Source organism: Kurthia sp. 11kri321, from assembly GCF_001534765.1.
GTDB lineage: Bacteria > Bacillota > Bacilli > Bacillales_A > Planococcaceae > Kurthia > Kurthia gibsonii.
Genome location: NZ_CP013217.1, coordinates 21,166 through 41,411 on the forward strand (window position 1 = coordinate 21,166; position 20,246 = coordinate 41,411).

General features: G+C 39.0%; 20 protein-coding genes and 1 other annotated feature. All 20 genes read left to right on the plus strand.

Annotation, left to right across the window (positions count from 1 at the left end; all coding sequences use genetic code 11):
* Positions 1-7 precede the first annotated feature (7 nt).
* Positions 8-517: an NYN domain-containing protein gene (locus ASO14_RS00105; protein ID WP_068450092.1), complete on the plus strand. Its 510-nt coding sequence runs from the start codon at positions 8-10 to the stop codon at positions 515-517.
* 73 nt (positions 518-590) lie between these two features.
* Positions 591-1,229 carry an RNA polymerase sporulation sigma factor SigH gene (sigH, locus tag ASO14_RS00110; RefSeq protein ID WP_373863103.1) on the plus strand — a complete coding sequence of 213 codons (639 nt, stop codon included), beginning with the start codon at positions 591-593 and terminating at the stop codon, positions 1,227-1,229.
* 68 nt (positions 1,230-1,297) lie between these two features.
* Positions 1,298-1,444: a 50S ribosomal protein L33 gene (gene rpmG / locus ASO14_RS14810; protein ID WP_231726967.1), complete on the plus strand. Its 147-nt coding sequence runs from the start codon at positions 1,298-1,300 to the stop codon at positions 1,442-1,444.
* Between the two features lie 34 nt (positions 1,445-1,478).
* A complete protein-coding gene (secE, locus tag ASO14_RS00115) occupies positions 1,479-1,664 on the plus strand; it encodes a preprotein translocase subunit SecE (protein WP_068450094.1) in 186 nt (61 codons plus the stop codon).
* Between the two features lie 97 nt (positions 1,665-1,761).
* Complete coding sequence (gene nusG, locus ASO14_RS00120) at positions 1,762-2,295, plus strand: transcription termination/antitermination protein NusG (RefSeq protein ID WP_068450096.1); 534 nt, start codon at positions 1,762-1,764, stop codon at positions 2,293-2,295.
* Between the two features lie 167 nt (positions 2,296-2,462).
* Positions 2,463-2,888, plus strand: a complete 426-nt coding sequence (rplK, locus tag ASO14_RS00125; RefSeq protein ID WP_068450098.1) for a 50S ribosomal protein L11 — start codon at positions 2,463-2,465, stop codon at positions 2,886-2,888.
* A 124-nt stretch (positions 2,889-3,012) separates the two neighbouring features.
* Positions 3,013-3,708: a 50S ribosomal protein L1 gene (gene rplA, locus ASO14_RS00130; RefSeq protein WP_068450100.1), complete on the plus strand. Its 696-nt coding sequence runs from the start codon at positions 3,013-3,015 to the stop codon at positions 3,706-3,708.
* A 46-nt stretch (positions 3,709-3,754) separates the two neighbouring features.
* Positions 3,755-3,903, plus strand: a sequence feature (ribosomal protein L10 leader region).
* Positions 3,904-3,937: 34 nt separating this feature from the next.
* Positions 3,938-4,438: a 50S ribosomal protein L10 gene (rplJ, locus tag ASO14_RS00135; protein ID WP_068450102.1), complete on the plus strand. Its 501-nt coding sequence runs from the start codon at positions 3,938-3,940 to the stop codon at positions 4,436-4,438.
* A 76-nt stretch (positions 4,439-4,514) separates the two neighbouring features.
* Positions 4,515-4,874: a 50S ribosomal protein L7/L12 gene (gene rplL, locus ASO14_RS00140; RefSeq protein WP_068450104.1), complete on the plus strand. Its 360-nt coding sequence runs from the start codon at positions 4,515-4,517 to the stop codon at positions 4,872-4,874.
* Between the two features lie 82 nt (positions 4,875-4,956).
* A complete protein-coding gene (locus tag ASO14_RS00145; protein WP_068450106.1) occupies positions 4,957-5,556 on the plus strand; it encodes a class I SAM-dependent methyltransferase in 600 nt (199 codons plus the stop codon).
* A 245-nt stretch (positions 5,557-5,801) separates the two neighbouring features.
* Entirely contained in the window at positions 5,802-9,362 is a 3,561-nt protein-coding gene (gene rpoB, locus ASO14_RS00150) for a DNA-directed RNA polymerase subunit beta (protein WP_068450108.1), read from the plus strand.
* A gap of 128 nt (positions 9,363-9,490) precedes the next feature.
* Positions 9,491-13,090 carry a DNA-directed RNA polymerase subunit beta' gene (gene rpoC, locus ASO14_RS00155; protein ID WP_068450111.1) on the plus strand — a complete coding sequence of 1,200 codons (3,600 nt, stop codon included), beginning with the start codon at positions 9,491-9,493 and terminating at the stop codon, positions 13,088-13,090.
* 448 nt (positions 13,091-13,538) lie between these two features.
* Entirely contained in the window at positions 13,539-13,958 is a 420-nt protein-coding gene (gene rpsL / locus ASO14_RS00160; RefSeq protein WP_068450113.1) for a 30S ribosomal protein S12, read from the plus strand.
* Positions 13,959-13,995: 37 nt separating this feature from the next.
* The gene (gene rpsG, locus ASO14_RS00165) at positions 13,996-14,466 is read left to right on the plus strand and encodes a 30S ribosomal protein S7 (protein WP_066790941.1); all 471 of its coding nucleotides are present in this window, start codon (positions 13,996-13,998) and stop codon (positions 14,464-14,466) included.
* Between the two features lie 42 nt (positions 14,467-14,508).
* On the plus strand, positions 14,509-16,590 hold the full coding sequence (fusA, locus tag ASO14_RS00170; protein WP_068450115.1) for an elongation factor G: 2,082 nt from the start codon (positions 14,509-14,511) through the stop codon (positions 16,588-16,590).
* A gap of 142 nt (positions 16,591-16,732) precedes the next feature.
* Positions 16,733-17,920 (plus strand): elongation factor Tu, encoded by a 1,188-nt coding sequence (tuf, locus tag ASO14_RS00175; protein ID WP_068450118.1) that lies wholly within the window; start codon positions 16,733-16,735, stop codon positions 17,918-17,920.
* A gap of 385 nt (positions 17,921-18,305) precedes the next feature.
* The gene (gene rpsJ, locus ASO14_RS00180; protein WP_029500598.1) at positions 18,306-18,614 is read left to right on the plus strand and encodes a 30S ribosomal protein S10; all 309 of its coding nucleotides are present in this window, start codon (positions 18,306-18,308) and stop codon (positions 18,612-18,614) included.
* Between the two features lie 48 nt (positions 18,615-18,662).
* A complete protein-coding gene (gene rplC, locus ASO14_RS00185; RefSeq protein ID WP_068450120.1) occupies positions 18,663-19,292 on the plus strand; it encodes a 50S ribosomal protein L3 in 630 nt (209 codons plus the stop codon).
* Between the two features lie 26 nt (positions 19,293-19,318).
* A complete protein-coding gene (gene rplD, locus ASO14_RS00190) occupies positions 19,319-19,942 on the plus strand; it encodes a 50S ribosomal protein L4 (protein WP_068450123.1) in 624 nt (207 codons plus the stop codon).
* Positions 19,942-20,220 carry a 50S ribosomal protein L23 gene (rplW, locus tag ASO14_RS00195; protein ID WP_068450125.1) on the plus strand — a complete coding sequence of 93 codons (279 nt, stop codon included), beginning with the start codon at positions 19,942-19,944 and terminating at the stop codon, positions 20,218-20,220. Before rplD ends, rplW begins: the two co-directional genes overlap by 1 nt.
* Positions 20,221-20,246 lie beyond the last annotated feature (26 nt).

Sequence of the window (20,246 nt, forward strand, 5' to 3'; positions counted from 1 at the left end):
ATTGCCTATGGATATTATGTTGGTAGATGGGTATAACATCATCGGAGCTTGGAAAGAGCTACAAGAATTAAAAAAGCATGGACTAATTGAAGCACGTGATCGTTTAATTGAAATGATGGCAGATTACCAAGCGTATTCAGGCATGAAAGTAATCGTCGTTTTCGATGCATACCTTGTCCCAGGGAATGCGACCAAACTGAAAAAACACGAAGTCGAAGTTATTTTTACAAAATCAAAAGAAACAGCAGATGCTCGTATTGAAAAATTATCGAATGAGTTAATGTCACGTCGAACAAAAGTTTATGTAGCCACAAATGATATGGCTGAACAAAATGTCATTTTTGGTAATGGTGCACTAAGAAAATCAGCGCGTGAATTTGAAATCGATGTTCAAACTGCTCAAAAAGGTATTGAAGAAAAAGTACGACAAACGCTTAAAGAAAAACCTGTGCGTCCACTAAATATGTCAGAAGAAGTACATGAAGCGCTTGAAAAAATGCGTAGAGGAAAATTTTAGGTATATGGATAAATATTGTTAGTTACGTTATACTAGGTCTAACTATGCAGGGAGCATAAATTGGGGTGATACTTTGATAACTGATCAATTACAAGAAAAGCAACAACGGTTTAAAACCCTTACAGATGAGCAGTTAGTCGTTCGTTCTCGTGAGGGCGATAGTGATGCGCTAGATTTTTTGATTACAAAGTATAAAAACATTGTTCGACATAAAGCAGGGTCTTATTTTTTAATAGGAGCTGACCGAGAAGATATTGTGCAAGAAGGCATGATTGGTCTATATAAAGGGATTCGAGATTTTAACGAAGATAAGCAAGTAACATTTAAAGTTTTTGCGGAACTATGTATCACACGTCAAATTATCACAGCAATCAAAACAGCGACGCGTCAAAAACATATTCCTTTGAATTCTTCTGTTTCGCTTGATAAGCCGATTAATGATGATGAACAAGTGAATACATTGTTAGATATTTTGTCGACGAATGAACAAGATGATCCGCAAGAAGTGATGGTGAGTAAAGAACGAGTCCATTACATGGAATCGCAAATAAAAGATGTGCTTAGTGCGTTTGAAAAACAAGTATTGGCTCTCTATTTAGATGATTGTACATATCAAGAGATGTCATTAGCACTGAAAAAAGAAGTGAAGTCGATTGATAATGCTTTACAACGTATTAAGCGCAAGTTAGAACATCATATTTTGAATATATGAGCTAGTTGACAGAAAAGATTGTAAAGTGTTAGTCTTTTAACAGAACAATGCCTAAAAAGGTGATGACAATGGCAAACAAAATCGTTTTATGTTGTGAAAAATGTGGCGCTCGTAATTATCATTTACCGGCCCCAAAAGATCTTTCAAAACGCATGGAGTTAAAAAAATTCTGCTCAACTTGTAATGAACACACATTACATAAGCAGACACGATAGCATTTATATAAGATTTATTCGGAGGTTAGGTTAGATGGCAAAGTTAAAGCAGTTTTTCAAAAACGTCCTATCTGAGATGCGAAAAACAAGCTGGCCGAAACGTAAAGAGCTTAGTAAATATACACTTGTTGTAATTTCTACATTAATCTTTATGGCAGTATTCTTTATGCTAGTGGACTTAGGAATCTCAAAATTATTCCGTATGTATTTGGATTTATAGACGAAAAATGTTATGATTTGTGAAAGAGCCCGTAATGTGTACGGGTTTTTTCATTTGCCTTAAAAAAGGAGGGAATGGACCACGCGTCCAGACAATTATGGAGAAGAATTGGTATGTTGTTCATACGTATTCAGGTTACGAGAATAAAGTAAAGTTAAATCTCGAAAAACGTATCGAAACAATGGGAATGTCGGATAAAATTTTCCGCGTAATCATCCCAGAAGAACAAGAAACAGAAGTAAAAGATGGTAAGAAAAAAACATATATGCGTAAAACATTCCCAGGTTACGTTCTTGTCGAGTTAATTATGACAGACGATGCTTGGTATGTAGTACGTAATACACCAGGTGTAACAGGATTTATCGGTTCATCAGGTGGCGGTGTTAAGCCAACTCCATTATTACCAGAAGAAGTAGAAGTCATCCTTGCGCAAATGGAAGCGAACTCACCAACTGTAGAACTAGATTTCGCAGTAGGCGACTTAGTAGAAGTGAAAGAAGGACCTTTCGCACACTTCCAAGGTGTGGTTGAAGAAATTGATGCTGATAAACAAAAAATTAAAGTAAATGTTGATATGTTCGGCCGTGAAACGGTTATGGAACTAGATTTTGCACAAGTTTTAAAAGTTTAATCACTTTTGAACTTGCCACAAAAACATAAAAGTGTTATCATTTCAAAGGTCAGACTGTAATGTATGACTACCGTAATTTTTAATGTTATCGGAATAAGCCGACAGACAGATATTGAGTGGGAGGGGAAACCCTTTGACCACATCACGGACTTAAGGAGGTGTGTCTCGTGGCTAAAAAAGTTGTAAAAGTTGTAAAACTTCAAATTGAAGCTGGTAAAGCAAATCCAGCTCCACCAGTAGGTCCTGCACTAGGTCAAGCAGGTGTTAACATCATGGGATTCTGTAAAGAATTCAATGCTCGTACACAAGACCAAGCAGGTTTAATCATTCCAGTAGAGATTTCTGTATTTGAGGATCGTTCATTCACATTCATTACAAAAACTCCGCCGGCAGCAGTGTTACTTAAAGTAGCAGCTGGTATTAAATCAGGTTCAGGTGAACCAAACCGTGTTAAAGTAGCTACAGTGAAACGCGATAAAGTTCGCGAAATCGCTGAAACAAAAATGCCAGACTTAAACGCAGGTTCTGTAGAAGCTGCTATGTTAATGGTAGAAGGTACTGCACGTAGCATGGGTATTGTCATCGAAGACTAATCCCATTACTTGATAGAGAAGTTTTGTTTTTTGGAGGTTGCGACAGTTTCACAAGATTGAAACTCGCAGCCTTTATTCGTGGGAGGTTTATTCCGCTACAACCACAATCAAGGAGGAAATTATAATGGCTAAAAAAGGTAAAAAACTACAAGAAGCTGCTAAGCTAGTAGATAAAAATAAACTATACACAGTAGCAGAAGCTGCTGAGTTAGCAAAAAGCACAAGCGCTGTAAACTTTGATGCAACTGTAGAAGTTGCTTTCAACTTAAACATCGATACTCGTAAAAACGACCAACAAATCCGTGGTGCAGTAGTACTACCAAACGGTACTGGTAAAACTCAAAAAGTTTTAGTATTCGCTAAAGGTGAAAAAATCAAAGAAGCAGAAGCTGCTGGCGCTGACTACGTAGGCGATGCTGAGTACATCCAAAAAATCCAAGGTGGCTGGTTCGATTTCGACGTAATCGTTGCGACTCCAGACATGATGGGTGAAGTTGGTAAACTTGGTCGTGTATTAGGACCTAAAGGTTTAATGCCAAACCCTAAAACAGGTACAGTTACTTTCGACGTAACTAAAGCTGTTAACGAAATCAAAGCTGGTAAAGTTGAATACCGTGCTGACAAAGCTGGTATCGTACACGCACCAGTAGGTAAAGTTTCATTCGAAGCTGACAAATTAGCTGAAAACATCCAAACAATCGTTGATGTAATCACAAAAGCTAAACCTGCAACTGCTAAAGGTGTTTACATGAAATCTGTTCACGTAACAACTACAATGGGACCATCAATCAAAATTGACTCTCTTTCTTTAGCAAAATAATTTCACATTGACAATGTACTGTTCTATTGTTAAAATAGACAACGTTGTGAATTATCCATTTGTACCATAGACAGTAGGGGTAGCTTAATTGACTACTTAATGATCCTACCGAGGGCAAAGGAACTCAGACTCTTTAATGATGATGAATTTCCGCCCCTCTCTATTTTATTGACGAGGGGCTTTTCTTTTGTCGGTATAAGTGACCCATTCTTATAGGAGGTGTCCAATCATGAGCAAAGCAGTTGAAATGAAACAAACTGTTGTTCAAGAAATCGCTGAGAAATTCAAAAGCGCAGCGTCAGTAGTAGTAGTTGACTACCGTGGTCTTACAGTTGCACAAGTAACTGAATTACGTAAACAATTACGCGAAGCTGGTGTTGAATTCAAAGTATACAAAAATACTTTAGTTCGCCGTGCTACTGAAGAAGTTGGTCATGCTGATTTAAATTCTGCATTAACAGGCCCTAACGCTATTGCATTCTCAACTGAAGATGTAATCGCTCCAGCCCGTATTATCAACAACTTCGCGAAAGAAAACGAACAACTTGAAATTAAAGCTGGTTTAATCGAAGGCGCTGTGGCTTCTGCTGAAGAAATCAAAGCACTTGCAGAACTTCCATCACGCGAAGGTCTATTATCTATGCTTTTATCAGTTCTACAAGCACCAATGCGCAACTTCGCGCTTGCAACAAAAGCTGTTGCAGACCAAAAAGAAGAACAAGGCGCTTAATAGCAAGTTGATCTTCATCGCATAGTAATATGCACAAAAAAATAAAAAATTAGATTCCAAATAGGAGGAACTCATAATGAACCAAGAACAAATCTTAGCTGCAATCAAAGAGATGACAGTTTTAGAATTAAATGACTTAGTAAAAGCAATCGAAGAAGAATTCGGTGTAACTGCTGCAGCTCCTGTAGCTGTTGCTGGTGGCGCTGCTGGTGCTGCTGAAGAAAAATCAGAATTTGATGTTGTATTAGCATCTGCTGGTGAATCTAAAATTAAAGTAATCAAAGTGGTTCGTGAAATCACTGGTTTAGGTCTTAAAGAAGCTAAAGAAGTTGTAGATAACGCTCCTAAAGCTCTTAAAGAAGGCGTATCTAAAGAAGAAGCTGAAGAAATCAAAGCTAAACTTGAAGAAGTTGGCGCAAACGTAGAAGTTAAGTAATTAATTTTCTATTGATTAACAAAAGCTCGTCAATATACTTATTGACGAGCTTTTCTTCATTTTATGTGAAGGAGGGCGAAATATGTCAGAACATTATTATTCAAAAAACCCGCATGTAGAAAGCAAACCAAGAAAGTGGAATTTCACATTAAGAGGTTTTACATTTTCTTTTGAAACTGACGCAGGCGTGTTTAGTAAAAGCGAAGTAGATTTTGGATCCCGTGTGTTAATCGACTGCTTTGAATTACCGAGTGTTTCTGGAGATATTTTAGATGTAGGTTGTGGTTATGGGCCGATAGGGTTGTCGATTGCTAAAAGTTATCCGGATCGCACAGTTCATATGATGGACGTGAATGATCGGGCATTAAGTTTAGCTGAGAGAAATGCGGAAAATAACGGAGTACAAAATGTGCAGATTTATGAGAGTGACGCACTTTCATCTGTGAAAACAGATCAAGTCGCTGCTGTTTTGACAAACCCGCCAATCCGCGCAGGAAAGAAAACGATTTTTCGTTTTTACGACCAAGCGTATGATGTGCTAAGAGAAGAAGGCGAGCTGTGGATTGTAATTCAAAAGAAGCAAGGAGCCCCTTCGACGATGGATCATTTAGCTGAAAAGTTCCGTTTGGTAGAAGTTGTTGATAAGGTCAAAGGTTATTGGATTATCAGAGCTGTTAAATAATTTGTCAACAATAAAAGATTGACTTGACAAATTGGCTATGATATTATAAGAAAATGCAAAAATATTTAAATTGCATAGGTATGTCTTTTTATCGTTCAAGGTAAAAAGTCAGCAATTTTTTAAGTTTGGTTAAACGAGAATGAGCTCTAAATTATATGAACTCGTTTTCTTTTTTGTCTTTCAAATCATACACGATGTGTAAAGATTTTGAAAGACCTATTATCGCTTTATGAGGGGTGAATGAGTTGACAGGTCAACTAGTTCAGTACGGACAACACCGCCAGCGTAGAAGCTTCGCGCGTATTAAAGAGGTGCTGGAACTTCCGAATCTTATTGAGATTCAAACCGCATCTAACGAGTGGTTCCTAGAAGAAGGATTACGTGAAATGTTCCGCGATATTTCACCGATTGAAGACTTCACAGGGAATTTATCACTAGAGTTTGTCGATTACAGTCTTGGGGAACCAAAATATGATGTCGATGAATGTAAACAACGCGACGCAACTTTTGCCGCGCCATTGCGTGTGAAAGTACGTTTGCATAACAAAGAAACTGGAGACGTGAAAGAACAAGAAGTATTCATGGGTGATTTCCCATTAATGACTGAAACAGGTACTTTCATTATTAACGGTGCAGAACGCGTTATCGTTTCCCAATTAGTAAGATCACCAAGTGTATACTACCACGATAAAACTGATAAAAACGGTAAAAAAGGTTTCGGAGCTACAGTGATTCCTAACCGTGGTGCATGGCTTGAATATGAAACAGATGCGAAAGATGTAGTACATGTTCGTATCGACCGTACACGTAAATTACCAGTAACAGTACTTTTACGTGCATTAGGTTTCGCTTCAGACCAAGAAATCATCGATTTAATCGGTGATAACGAGTACTTGCGTAATACATTAGAAAAAGATAATACAGAAAGCACAGAAAAAGCGCTTCTAGAAATTTATGAGCGTCTACGTCCTGGTGAACCACCAACAGTAGAAAGTGCGAAAAACTTATTGTATTCTCGTTTCTTCGACCCAAAACGCTATGATTTAGCAGCTGTAGGTCGTTATAAAATGAACAAAAAGCTTCACATTAAAAATCGTTTATTCAACCAAACAATCGCTGAAACACTGGTAGATCCAGAAACAGGCGAAATTTTAGTTGAAAAAGGCACATTAATTGATCGTCGTGTCCTAGACAAAATTATTCCAAACCTTGAGAATGGTGTTGGTTTCAAAACACTTTCTAAAGTGGGTGGCGTAATCGAAGGCGACGTATTAGTACAAGAAGTAAAAATCTTCGCGCCGAATGACGAAGCTCAAAAAGAAATTAAAGTTATTAGTAATGCATATGTTGATGATGAAGTAAAACACTTAACACCAGCAGATGTTGTTGCTTCAGTATCTTATTTCTTTAATTTATTATATGGTATCGGTGATACAGATGATATCGATCACTTAGGTAACCGTCGTCTACGTTCTGTAGGTGAGTTACTGCAAAACCAATTCCGTATCGGTTTATCTCGTATGGAACGTGTTGTACGTGAACGTATGTCAATCAATGATACTGAATCAATCGTGCCACAACAATTAATCAATATTCGTCCAGTAATTGCGTCTATTAAAGAATTCTTTGGTAGTTCTCAATTATCTCAATTCATGGACCAAACAAACCCACTTGCAGAATTAACGCACAAACGTCGTCTATCTGCATTAGGACCTGGTGGTTTAACACGTGAACGTGCTGGCTTTGAAGTACGTGACGTTCACTATTCTCACTATGGCCGTATGTGTCCGATTGAAACTCCTGAGGGACCGAACATTGGTTTAATCAACTCACTATCTTCTTATGCAAAAGTTAATCCATTTGGTTTCATCGAAACGCCATATCGTCGTGTCGATCCTGAAACGGGTGCTGTAACTGCGCATATCGATTACTTAACAGCAGATGAGGAAGATAACTATGTAGTAGCTCAAGCGAACTCACCATTAAATCCAGATGGTACATTCGTAGAGAGTGAAGTGGTAGGTCGTTTCCGTGGAGATAACTCTGTTTTCAAGCGTGAAACAATTGACTACATGGACGTATCTCCTAAACAAGTAGTATCTGCTGCGACAGCATGTATCCCATTCTTAGAAAACGATGACTCAAACCGTGCTCTAATGGGTGCCAACATGCAACGACAAGCTGTTCCTTTATTAAACCCTGAAGCTCCATTCGTTGGAACTGGTATGGAACACGTAGATGCACGTGATTCTGGTGCTGCAGTAGTAGCGAAATATGCTGGTATTGTAGAACATGTAGAAGCTCGTTCAATCCACGTACGCCGTATTGAAGTTGTAGACGGTAAAGAGGTTCAAGGAGATTTAACTAAATATAAACTACAAAAATTCGTTCGTTCAAACCAAGGTACAAGTTATAACCAACGTCCACTTGTGAGCGTAGGCGAGCGCGTAAAACCACGCGATATTCTTGCTGACGGTCCATCAATGGAAAAAGGTGAACTTGCATTAGGTCGTAACGTAGTTGTAGCCTTCATGACTTGGAATGGTTATAACTATGAGGATGCTGTCATCATGAATGAACGCCTAGTTAAAGAAGATGTATACACTTCAGTTCATATCGAAGAATATGAATCAGAAGCACGTGATACAAAGCTAGGGCCTGAAGAAATCACTCGTGACATTCCAAATGTCGGAGAAGAAGCACTTCGTAACCTTGACGAACGTGGTATTATTCGTATCGGTGCTGAAGTAAATGACGGTGATATTTTAGTAGGTAAAGTAACGCCAAAAGGTGTAACAGAATTAACTGCTGAAGAACGTCTATTACATGCAATCTTCGGTGAAAAAGCACGTGAAGTACGTGATACATCACTTCGTGTACCACATGGTGCCGGTGGTATCGTACTTGATGTTAAAGTCTTCAACCGTGAAGATGGCGACGAATTATCTCCAGGTGTTAACCAATTAGTTCGTGTTTACATTGTTCAAAAACGTAAAATTCGCGTTGGTGACAAAATGGCCGGACGACATGGTAACAAAGGGGTTATCTCGCGTATCCTTCCAGAAGAAGATATGCCATTCTTACCAGACGGTACACCAGTCGATATCATGCTTAACCCACTTGGGGTACCATCTCGTATGAATATCGGACAAGTATTAGAGCTTCATTTAGGTATGGCTGCTCGTTACTTAGGTGTTCACATGGCTACACCAGTATTCGATGGTGCGTCAGATGAAGATGTATGGAAAGTGATGGAAGAAGCTGGTATGAACCGTGATGGTAAAACAGTTCTTTATGATGGTCGCTCAGGTGAACCATTAGACAACCGCGTATCAGTTGGGGTTATGTACATGATCAAACTTGCGCACATGGTTGACGATAAACTTCACGCACGTTCAACAGGACCTTACTCACTTGTTACGCAACAACCACTTGGTGGTAAAGCGCAATTCGGTGGACAACGTTTTGGTGAGATGGAAGTTTGGGCTCTTGAAGCATATGGTGCTGCGCACACACTTCAAGAAATCTTAACTGTTAAATCAGATGACGTTGTTGGTCGTGTGAAAACATACGAAGCAATCGTAAAAGGCGATCCGGTTCCAGAACCAGGCGTTCCAGAATCATTCAAAGTATTAATTAAAGAGTTACAATCTTTAGGTTTAGATGTGAAAATGTTAAACATCAATGACGAAGAAATTGAACTACGCGACTTAGATGATGAAGAAGAAAACACATCAAATAACGCATTAAACATTCTTCCAAATGATGAAAATGCAGAAGCATCAGCGACTGTACAAGAAGATTAATCGAGTATTTTTGTGGAAGATGGACAGGCTCTTTTTGGGCTTGTCCTAATTCCAATTTATCTATAAAAATCAATCGTCGAGCTAATTTATAAGTCAAATAGACTTCAGAATAAAGGGAGGTAGGCTCCTTGATAGACGTTAATAATTTTGAGTATATGAAAATCGGTTTAGCTTCACCAGATAAAATCCGCTCATGGTCTTATGGAGAAGTAAAAAAACCTGAAACAATCAACTACCGCACACTAAAACCAGAAAAAGATGGTTTATTCTGTGAGCGTATTTTCGGACCTACAAAGGACTGGGAATGTCATTGTGGTAAATACAAACGCGTTCGTTATAAAGGCGTAGTTTGTGACCGTTGTGGCGTAGAAGTAACACGTGCTAAAGTTCGTCGTGAACGTATGGGTCACATCGAATTAGCAGCATCTGTATCACACATTTGGTACTTTAAAGGTATTCCATCTCGTATGGGTCTAATTTTAGACATGTCACCTCGTGCACTAGAAGAAGTTATCTACTTTGCTTCTTACGTAGTAATCGATTCAGCTGATACACCTTTAGAGAAAAAACAATTACTTTCTGAAAAAGAGTATCGTGCTTATCGTGAAAAGTTCGGTTCAACATTCAAAGCATCAATGGGTGCTGAAGCGATTAAAGACCTTTTACGTGAAATCGATCTTGATAAAGAAACAGAAATGTTAAAAGAAGAATTAAAAACTGCTCAAGGTCAACGCCGTACACGTGCGATTAAACGTCTTGAGGTAGTTGAATCGTTCCGTCACTCAGGTAACCGTCCTGAATGGATGATTTTAGATGTACTACCTGTAATTCCACCAGAATTACGTCCAATGGTACAACTTGATGGTGGTCGTTTTGCGACTTCAGATTTAAACGATTTATATCGTCGTGTAATCAACCGTAACAACCGTTTAAAACGTTTATTAGACCTTGGTGCTCCTGGCATCATCGTACAAAACGAAAAACGTATGTTACAAGAAGCGGTAGATGCATTAATCGATAATGGTCGTCGTGGCCGTCCTGTTACAGGTCCTGGTAACCGTCCATTAAAATCACTTTCACATATGTTAAAAGGTAAACAAGGTCGTTTCCGTCAAAACTTACTTGGTAAACGTGTTGACTACTCTGGTCGTTCAGTAATCGTAGTTGGTCCATCTTTAAAAATGTACCAATGTGGTTTACCAAAAGGTATGGCAATCGAGCTATTCAAACCTTTCCTAATGAAAGAATTAGTTGAGCGTGGTTTAGCGCACAACATTAAATCTGCAAAACGTAAAATTGAACGTATGCATGAAGATGTATGGGATGTTTTAGAAGAAATCATTCGCGAGCACCCAGTATTACTAAACCGAGCGCCAACGCTTCACCGTTTAGGTATCCAAGCATTCGAACCAACATTAATTGAAGGTAAAGCGATTCGTCTTCATCCGTTAGTATGTACAGCTTACAATGCTGACTTCGACGGTGACCAAATGGCGGTCCATGTACCACTTTCAGCAGAAGCGCAAGCAGAAGCTCGTCTATTAATGTTAGCTGCTCAAAACATCTTGAACCCTAAAGATGGTAAGCCAGTTGTAACGCCTTCTCAAGATATGGTATTAGGTAACTACTACCTAACTTTAGAACGTAAAGGTGCACCTGGTGAAGGTACAGTATTTACAGATGCTGAAGAAGTAATGGTAGCTTACCAAAACACTGAAGTACATCTGCATACACGTGTAGCAATTAAAGCATCATCTTTAAATAATAAAACATTTACAGAAGAACAGAATGGTAAACTATTAGTTACAACTGTTGGTAAAATTATTTTCAACGAAATTCTTGATGAGAACTTCCCGTTCATTAATGAACCATCAAATGATAACTTATTAGAAACACCAGATCACTTCTTCTTACCAACGAATACAAATGTAAAAGAATACTTCGAAAATACAGACGTAGTAAAACCATTTACAAAGAAATTCTTAGGTAATGTTATTGCGGAAGTCTTTGCACGTTATCATATTACAGAAACATCTGTTATGTTAGACCGTATGAAAGACTTAGGTTTCAAATATTCTACTAAAGCTGGTATTTCAATCGGTATCTCAGATATCATCGTATTACCAGACAAAGGTGAAATTTTACATCATGCGCAAGAACAAGTAGATAAAGTACAAAAACAATTCCGTCGTGGTTTAATCACAGAAGAAGAGCGTTATGATCGCGTTATTTCATTCTGGGGTGCTGCAAAAGACGAAATTCAAGCACGTCTGATGAAATCTTTACCAGCTGAAAACCCAATCTTCATGATGAGTGACTCTGGTGCCCGTGGTAACGCATCTAACTTTACACAGTTAGCTGGTATGCGTGGTCTGATGGCAAACCCATCTGGTCGTATCATCGAGTTACCAATCAAATCATCATTCCGTGAAGGTTTAACAGTATTAGAGTACTTCATCTCGACTCATGGTGCGCGTAAAGGTCTTGCCGATACAGCACTTAAAACAGCCGATTCAGGTTACCTTACTCGTCGTCTAGTTGACGTAGCGCAAGATGTAATCGTACGTGAAGATGATTGCGGTACTGACCGTGGTTTAACAATTACTTCATTAAAAGAGGGTTCTGAAATTATCGAAGCATTAGACGAGCGTATTATCGGTCGTTATGCGAAGAAAACAATTCGTCACCCAGAAACAGAAGAAGTAATCGTTGCGCGTAACGAATTAATTACGCAAGAGTTAGCTCGCGTAATTATTGATGCTGGAATCGAAGAAGTTACAATTCGTTCTGCATTTACATGTAACACACGTCACGGCGTATGTAAAAAATGTTACGGTATGAACTTAGCTACAGGAGATAAAGTTGAAGTGGGTGAAGCGGTTGGTACAATCGCAGCTCAATCAATCGGTGAGCCAGGTACACAGTTAACAATGCGTACATTCCATACTGGTGGGGTTGCCGGTGCCGATATCACACAAGGTCTTCCTCGTATCCAAGAGATTTTTGAAGCACGTAATCCAAAAGGTCAAGCAGTAATCAGTGAAATCACTGGTGTTGTTTCTGATATTGAGGAAATTCGTGAAGGTCAAAAAGAAATTACAGTAACAAGCCCAATTGAATCACGTAAATATTTAGCACCATACAATGCACGTTTAAAAGTACAAGTAAACGATGAAGTTGTTCATGGTCAAGTATTAACAGAGGGTTCAATTGATCCAAAACAATTAATCAAAGTAACAGATGTTTCAACTGTAGAAGAATATCTATTAAAAGAAGTACAAAAAGTTTACCGTATGCAAGGGGTAGAAATTGGCGATAAACACATTGAAGTAATGGTTCGTCAAATGCTACGCAAAGTACGCGTAATCGAAGCTGGTGATACTGATTTATTACCTGGTTCACTTCTAGATGTTCACCAATTCTATGATGCAAATAAAACTGTTCTTAAAGAAGGTAAACTACCTGCTACATGTACACCAGTGATTCTTGGTATTACAAAAGCATCACTTGAAACAGAATCATTCTTATCTGCTGCATCATTCCAAGAAACAACTCGTGTTCTTACAGATGCTGCAATCAAAGGAAAACGCGATGAGTTATTAGGACTTAAAGAGAACGTTATCCTTGGTAAGTTGATTCCTGCTGGTACAGGTATGCAACGCTACCGTCAAATCCAAATTGCTGGTGAAGACGAGCAAAAATCAGAAGAAGCAGTTTCTGCTGAATAACTGATGAAAATCGAGGGAGATTTCTCCCTCGATTTTTTATTTTGGGTTGACACGTTGTTTCGAGAATGATAATATATTTTAGGTTGATAGTTGTCTGTCTATCATTTCGGAGGATATGAAAATTTTCTCACGGAAAAATCAACAGTCTGGTTTAAAACGAACAATAGTTAATATTTGTTGGTCATGTATGAGGATAATGAACCTCTAAATGTATACGATCGAATGGCCACGCATGCGGTGCGACTAGTAGCACATATATTGGTGTTCCCGTTGCATTTGAACTGGCAGCTAAGCTAGTAGAGAATTTTATTATTTGAACATGTGGCAAGCGATATTAGTATTGATGGTAGTTTTTGCACTGATCATGCGAAAGCTTTGTTTTTTACCCTAAAATGAACCACCTGGATGTGTGGATTTAAAACACAATCAATGAGAGGAGGAAGAATCGATGCCTACAATTAACCAATTAGTACGTAAGCCTCGTCAATCCAAAAGTAAGAAATCAAACTCACCAGCACTAAACAAAGGCTATAACAGCTTTGACAAAGCGTTAACAAACGTTAACTCACCACAAAAACGTGGTGTTTGTACACGTGTTGGTACAATGACACCTAAAAAACCTAACTCAGCGTTACGTAAGTACGCTCGTGTGCGTTTAACTAACCAAATCGAAGTTAACGCTTATATCCCTGGTGAAGGTCACAACTTACAAGAGCACAGTGTTGTTCTTATCCGTGGCGGACGCGTAAAGGATTTACCTGGTGTTCGTTACCACATCGTACGTGGTGCGCTTGATACTGCTGCTGTACAAGGACGTATGCAATCACGTTCATTATACGGTGCTAAAAAACCTAAAGAGAAAAAATAATTTACATTGAGCTATATAGCTGAAAGGAGGAAAACACATGCCTCGTAAAGGTCCTGTTTCCAAACGTGACGTGTTACCAGATCCAATTTATAATTCAAAACTAGTAACTCGTTTAATCAATAAAATGATGGTAGATGGTAAAAGAGGTACTTCTCAAAAAATCTTATACGGAGCTTTCGAATTAGTAAAAGAACGCTCAGGTCAAGATCCACTAGAAGTATTTGATGCTGCACTTAACAACGTAATGCCTGTACTTGAAGTACGCGCTCGTCGTGTTGGTGGTGCTAACTACCAAGTACCAGTAGAAGTACGTCCAGAACGTCGTACAACTCTTGGTCTTCGTTACCTAGTAAACTACTCTCGTCTTCGTGGCGAAAAAACAATGGAAGAACGTCTTGCTAACGAAATCTTAGACGCTTCTAACAACACTGGTGCGTCAGTTAAAAAACGCGAAGATATGCACAAAATGGCAGAAGCAAACAAAGCGTTCGCTCACTACCGTTGGTAATATTAAAAATATCTTAATCCATTATGGAAGGAGAAATACCGCATGACTAGAGAATTCTCACTAGAGAACACTCGTAATATCGGAATCATGGCTCACATCGATGCTGGTAAAACAACAACTACAGAGCGTATCCTTTATTACACTGGTAAGATTCACAAAATCGGTGAAACTCACGAAGGTGCTTCTCAAATGGACTGGATGGAGCAAGAGCAAGAACGTGGTATCACAATCACTTCTGCTGCGACAACAGCTCAATGGAAAGGCCACCGCGTAAACATCATTGATACACCAGGACACGTAGACTTCACTGTAGAAGTTGAACGTTCTCTTCGTGTACTTGATGGTGCTGTAACTGTACTTGATGCTCAATCAGGTGTAGAGCCACAAACTGAAACTGTATGGCGTCAAGCTACAACATACGGTGTACCACGTATCGTATTCATTAACAAAATGGATAAAATCGGTGCAAACTTCCTATACTCTGTAGGAACTCTTAAAGAACGTTTAGAAGCAAACGCTCACCCAATTCAGTTACCAATCGGTGCTGAAGATGAGTTCCACGCAATCATCGACCTTGTAGAAATGAACGCTACATTCTACAAAGAAGGTGACGACGGTTCTAACGCTGAAGTGAAAGAAATTCCTGAGGAATACAAAGCTCAAGCTGAAGAATACCGCGAAAAATTAATCGAAGCTGTTGCTGAATTAGACGAAGAGCTAATGGAAAAATACTTCGCAGGCGAAGAAATTACAACTGAAGAGTTAAAAGCGGGTATCCGTAAAGCAACTCTATCTGTTGAATTCTACCCAGTAGTATGTGGTACAGCATTCAAAAACAAAGGTGTTCAATTAATGCTTGATGCAGTAATTGACTACTTACCAGCTCCAACAGACGTAGCTGCTATTACTGGTACATCTGTTGACGGCGACGAAGAAATCGTACGTCATTCATCTGATGAAGAGCCATTCGCTGCACTAGCGTTCAAAGTTATGACTGACCCTTATGTTGGTAAATTAACTTTCTTCCGTGTGTACTCTGGTATCTTAGAATCAGGTTCTTACGTGCAAAACTCATCTAAAGGTAAGCGTGAACGTGTAGGTCGTATCCTACAAATGCACGCTAACTCACGTGAAGAAATCGAACGCGTTTACGCAGGCGATATCGCAGCAGCTGTAGGTTTAAAAGTTACAACTACTGGTGATACTTTATGTGATGAAAAAGCTTTAGTAATTCTTGAGTCTATGGAATTCCCTGAGCCAGTAATCTCACTTTCTGTAGAACCAAAATCAAAAGCTGACCAAGATAAAATGGGTCAAGCTTTACAAAAACTTCAAGAAGAAGATCCAACTTTCCGTGCACATACTGATCCTGAAACAGGACAAACAATCATCTCTGGTATGGGTGAACTTCACTTAGATATCTTAGTTGATCGTATGAAGCGTGAATTCCGCGTTGAAGCTAACGTTGGTGCTCCACAAGTTTCTTACCGTGAAACTTTCCGTTCATCAGCTCAAGTTCAAGGTAAATTCACTCGTCAATCAGGTGGTCGCGGTCAATACGGTGACGTATGGGTTGAGTTCACTCCAAATGAAGAAGGTAAAGGTTTCGAATTCGAAAACGCAATCGTTGGTGGTGTTGTTCCACGTGAATACATCCCTGCAATCGAAGCTGGTTTAAGAGACTCATTAGCAAACGGTGTATTAGCTGGATTCCCACTAATCGATGTTAAAGCTAAGTTATACGATGGTTCTTACCATGATGTCGATTCAAACGAAATGGCCTTCAAAGTGGCTGCATCTCTTGCAGTTAAAAAAGCAGCAACTGCTTGTAACCCAGTTCTTTTAGAACCAGTTATGAAAGTAGAAGTTGTAATGCCAGAAGAATATCTTGGTGATATCATGGGTAACATTACTGCTCGTCGCGGACGCGTTGAGGGTATGGAAGCTCGCGGTAACGCACAAGTTGTTCGTGCAATGGTTCCACTTGCTGAAATGTTTGGTTATGCAACAACTTTACGTTCAGCTACACAAGGTCGCGGTACATTCTCAATGGTATTTGACCACTACGAAGAAGTACCAAAATCAGTTTCTGAAGAAATCATCAAGAAACACAAAGGTGAATAATTCAATTATTTTTAATTGAATTTTCTACTGTTATCAAGTATAAATAACTATGTAAGCTATGATTTATTATGGGGTAGGGCCCTGCCCCTTCAATAAATTATGACTATAAACTAAATTACAAACCCTAGGAGGCACATTTAAAATGGCTAAAGAAAAATTCGACCGTTCTAAAACACATGCTAACATTGGTACAATCGGACACGTTGACCATGGTAAAACTACATTAACTGCTGCAATCGCTACAGTTCTTTCTAAAAAAATGGGTGGAGAAGCTAAATCTTACGATCAAATCGATAACGCTCCAGAAGAAAAAGAGCGCGGTATCACAATCAACACTTCTCACATCGAGTACGAAACTGAAAAACGTCACTACGCTCACGTTGACTGCCCAGGACACGCTGACTATGTTAAAAACATGATCACTGGTGCTGCACAAATGGACGGCGGTATCTTAGTAGTATCTGCTGCTGATGGTCCAATGCCACAAACTCGTGAACACATCCTTTTATCTCGTCAAGTAGGTGTTCCATACCTAGTTGTATTCTTAAACAAATGCGATATGGTAGACGACGAAGAATTACTAGAATTAGTTGAAATGGAAGTTCGTGACTTATTATCAGAATACGATTTCCCAGGCGACGATGTTCCTGTAATCAAAGGTTCTGCTCTTAAAGCTTTAGAAGGCGAAGAAAAATGGGAAGAAGCAATCGTTGAATTAATGGACGCTGTTGATTCTTACATCCCAACTCCAGAACGTCAAACTGACAAACCATTCATGATGCCTGTAGAGGATGTATTCTCTATCACAGGTCGTGGTACAGTTGCAACTGGCCGTGTTGAACGTGGTCAAGTTAAAGTCGGCGACGTAATCGATATCGTAGGTATCGCTGAAGAAACTGCTCAAACAACTGTAACTGGTGTTGAAATGTTCCGTAAATTATTAGATTACGCTGAAGCTGGCGATAACATCGGTGCTTTATTACGTGGTGTTTCTCGTGAAGATATCCAACGTGGTCAAGTATTAGCTAAACCAGGTTCAATCACTCCACACACAAACTTCAAAGCTGAAGTTTATGTATTATCAAAAGAAGAGGGTGGACGTCACACTCCATTCTTCTCTAACTACCGTCCTCAGTTCTACTTCCGTACAACTGATGTAACTGGTGTTATCACTCTTCCAGAAGGCGTTGAAATGGTAATGCCTGGCGATAACGTTGAAATGGACGTTGAATTAATTCACCCAATCGCTATCGAAGATGGTACTAAGTTCTCAATCCGTGAAGGTGGCCGTACAGTAGGCGCTGGCGTTGTAGCTTCAATCCAAAAATAATTTCTTCTATTGAAGAATGTTATAACTGTAATAAAACCCAAGGAGTGCGCACTCCTTGGGTTTTTCTTTTAGCTATTGTTAAATAAGATCAAAAGATTTTTTAAAAATATACAGTTAACAATTGAAATTGAGTTCATAATTTTATATACTATAAAGCGTTGTAAAGACCGAACGCGTGAAGAAATAAGGGAAACGAGTTACATATAAAATATTTTCCTGAAACGACTTGCACATTGCGATATTATTATGTATAATATTGAATGTTGGTCTTTGACTGCGATGAAGCGAGAGGTTACCGACACACCCGGCCGCATTGCCATGGCGAGTGCTCGGAAAATTTTCGTGGAGAATTGTCTAGGAAATAGGCGAAAAGGGAGGGAAAATAATGGCAAAACAAAAGATTCGTATCCGTTTAAAAGCATATGATCACAGAATTCTTGATCAATCGGCTGAGAAAATTGTTGAAACTGCTAAACGTTCAGGTGCTGGTGTATCAGGTCCGATTCCACTACCAACTGAAAAATCAGTTTACACTATCTTACGTGCGGTTCATAAGTACAAAGATTCTCGTGAACAATTCGAAATGCGTACACATAAACGTCTGATCGATATCGTTAACCCAACACCACAAACTGTTGATGCGTTAATGAAACTTGATTTACCATCTGGCGTTGATATTGAAATCAAACTTTAATGGTAAAAATAAAAATAATATTTTAAATCTTACAGGAGGTGCGACTAAATGACTAAAGGAATCTTAGGTAGAAAAATCGGTATGACGCAAGTTTTTGCAGAGAATGGCGATCTAATTCCAGTAACTGTAATCGAAGCTACTCCAAACGTAGTTCTTCAAAAGAAAACAGTTGATACTGATGGTTACGAAGCAATTCAATTAGGTTTCGAAGATAAGCGTGCAAAGCTTTCTAACAAACCTGAACAAGGGCACGTAGCTAAAGCAAACACTGCTCCTAAGCGCTTCATTCGCGAAATTCGCAATGCAAACTTAGCTGAGTACGAAATTGGTCAAGAAGTCAAAGTTGATAGTTTCGCAGAAGGCGATGTAGTAGATGTAACAGGTGTTACTAAAGGTAAAGGTTTCCAAGGTGTTATCAAACGCCACGGACAATCTCGTGGACCTATGTCACATGGTTCTCGTTACCACCGTCGTCCTGGTTCAATGGGTCCAGTTGCTCCGAACCGCGTGTTCAAACAAAAGAAATTACCTGGTCAAATGGGTGGTACAGTAGTAACAATCCAAAACTTAACAATCGTTAAAGTGGATGCTGAACGTAACCTTATTTTAGTAAAAGGTAATGTTCCTGGTTCTAAAAAATCATTAGTAACAGTTAAATCTGCTATTAAAGGTAACTAATTTTCCGAAGAAAGGAGGAAACAGGAATGACAAAAGTTAATGTACTTAGTCAAACAGGTTCTTCTGTAGGCGAAATCGAATTAAACGATGCGATCTTCGGAATCGAACCAAATGAATCAGTTGTATTTGATGCAGTAATCGCTCAACGCGCTTCACTACGTCAAGGTACACACAAAGTAAAAAATCGTTCTGAAGTTGCAGGTGGTGGTCGTAAACCATGGCGTCAAAAGGGTACTGGTCGTGCTCGCCAAGGTTCAATCCGTTCTCCACAATGGCGCGGCGGTGGTATCGTATTCGGTCCAACACCACGTAGCTATGCATACAAACTTCCTAAAAAAGTTCGTCGTTTAGCTCTTAAATCAGTATTATCAGCAAAAGTTGCAGATACTGAATTAGTAGTATTAGACGCATTAACATTAGCAGCACCTAAAACTAAAGATTTCGTACAAGTTCTTTCAGATCTTAAAATCGAATCTAAAGCTTTATTCGTAACTGCTGATGTGGAAGAAAACGTAGCACTTGCTGCTCGTAATATTCCAGGTGTAACAGTATTAACAGCTGAAGGCATCAACGTTCTTGACCTAGTTGGTCATAACCAAGTTGTAATGACTAAATCTGCTGTAGAAAAAATTGAGGAGGTGCTTGGTTAATGGAAGCACGTGACATTTTAAAACGTCCTGTCATTACTGAGCTTTCTTCAGAACAAATGGCAGAACAAAAATACACTTTCGAAGTTGACACTCGTGCCAACAAAACAGAAGTGAAAAACGCTGTTGAAACAATCTTTGGAGTTAAAGTTGAGAAAGTAAACATCATGAACTACAAAGGTAAAAAGAAACGCGTTGGCCGCTACACTGGTTTAACAAACAAACGTCGTAAAGCTGTTGTAACACTAGCTGAAGGCGAAATCGAATTATTCGAAATGTAATTCGAATAGACATTTTTAAAGGAGGG

Excerpts from the sequence above, each read along its gene's own strand:
- rplA (WP_068450100.1), top strand. The coding sequence starts at position 3,013 with ATGGCTAAAAAAGGTAAAAAACTACAAGAAGCTGCTAAGCTAGTAGAT.
- ASO14_RS00145 (WP_068450106.1), top strand. The coding sequence starts at position 4,957 with ATGTCAGAACATTATTATTCAAAAAACCCGCATGTAGAAAGCAAACCA.
- secE (WP_068450094.1), top strand. The coding sequence starts at position 1,479 with ATGGCAAAGTTAAAGCAGTTTTTCAAAAACGTCCTATCTGAGATGCGA.
- rpmG (WP_231726967.1), top strand. The coding sequence starts at position 1,298 with ATGGCAAACAAAATCGTTTTATGTTGTGAAAAATGTGGCGCTCGTAAT.
- ASO14_RS00105 (WP_068450092.1), top strand. The coding sequence starts at position 8 with ATGGATATTATGTTGGTAGATGGGTATAACATCATCGGAGCTTGGAAA.
- rplJ (WP_068450102.1), top strand. The coding sequence starts at position 3,938 with ATGAGCAAAGCAGTTGAAATGAAACAAACTGTTGTTCAAGAAATCGCT.
- rplC (WP_068450120.1), top strand. The coding sequence starts at position 18,663 with ATGACTAAAGGAATCTTAGGTAGAAAAATCGGTATGACGCAAGTTTTT.
- tuf (WP_068450118.1), top strand. The coding sequence starts at position 16,733 with ATGGCTAAAGAAAAATTCGACCGTTCTAAAACACATGCTAACATTGGT.
- rpsG (WP_066790941.1), top strand. The coding sequence starts at position 13,996 with ATGCCTCGTAAAGGTCCTGTTTCCAAACGTGACGTGTTACCAGATCCA.
- rplW (WP_068450125.1), top strand. The coding sequence starts at position 19,942 with ATGGAAGCACGTGACATTTTAAAACGTCCTGTCATTACTGAGCTTTCT.
- rplD (WP_068450123.1), top strand. The coding sequence starts at position 19,319 with ATGACAAAAGTTAATGTACTTAGTCAAACAGGTTCTTCTGTAGGCGAA.
- fusA (WP_068450115.1), top strand. The coding sequence starts at position 14,509 with ATGACTAGAGAATTCTCACTAGAGAACACTCGTAATATCGGAATCATG.
- rpsJ (WP_029500598.1), top strand. The coding sequence starts at position 18,306 with ATGGCAAAACAAAAGATTCGTATCCGTTTAAAAGCATATGATCACAGA.
- rpsL (WP_068450113.1), top strand. The coding sequence starts at position 13,539 with ATGCCTACAATTAACCAATTAGTACGTAAGCCTCGTCAATCCAAAAGT.
- rplL (WP_068450104.1), top strand. The coding sequence starts at position 4,515 with ATGAACCAAGAACAAATCTTAGCTGCAATCAAAGAGATGACAGTTTTA.
- nusG (WP_068450096.1), top strand. The coding sequence starts at position 1,762 with ATGGAGAAGAATTGGTATGTTGTTCATACGTATTCAGGTTACGAGAAT.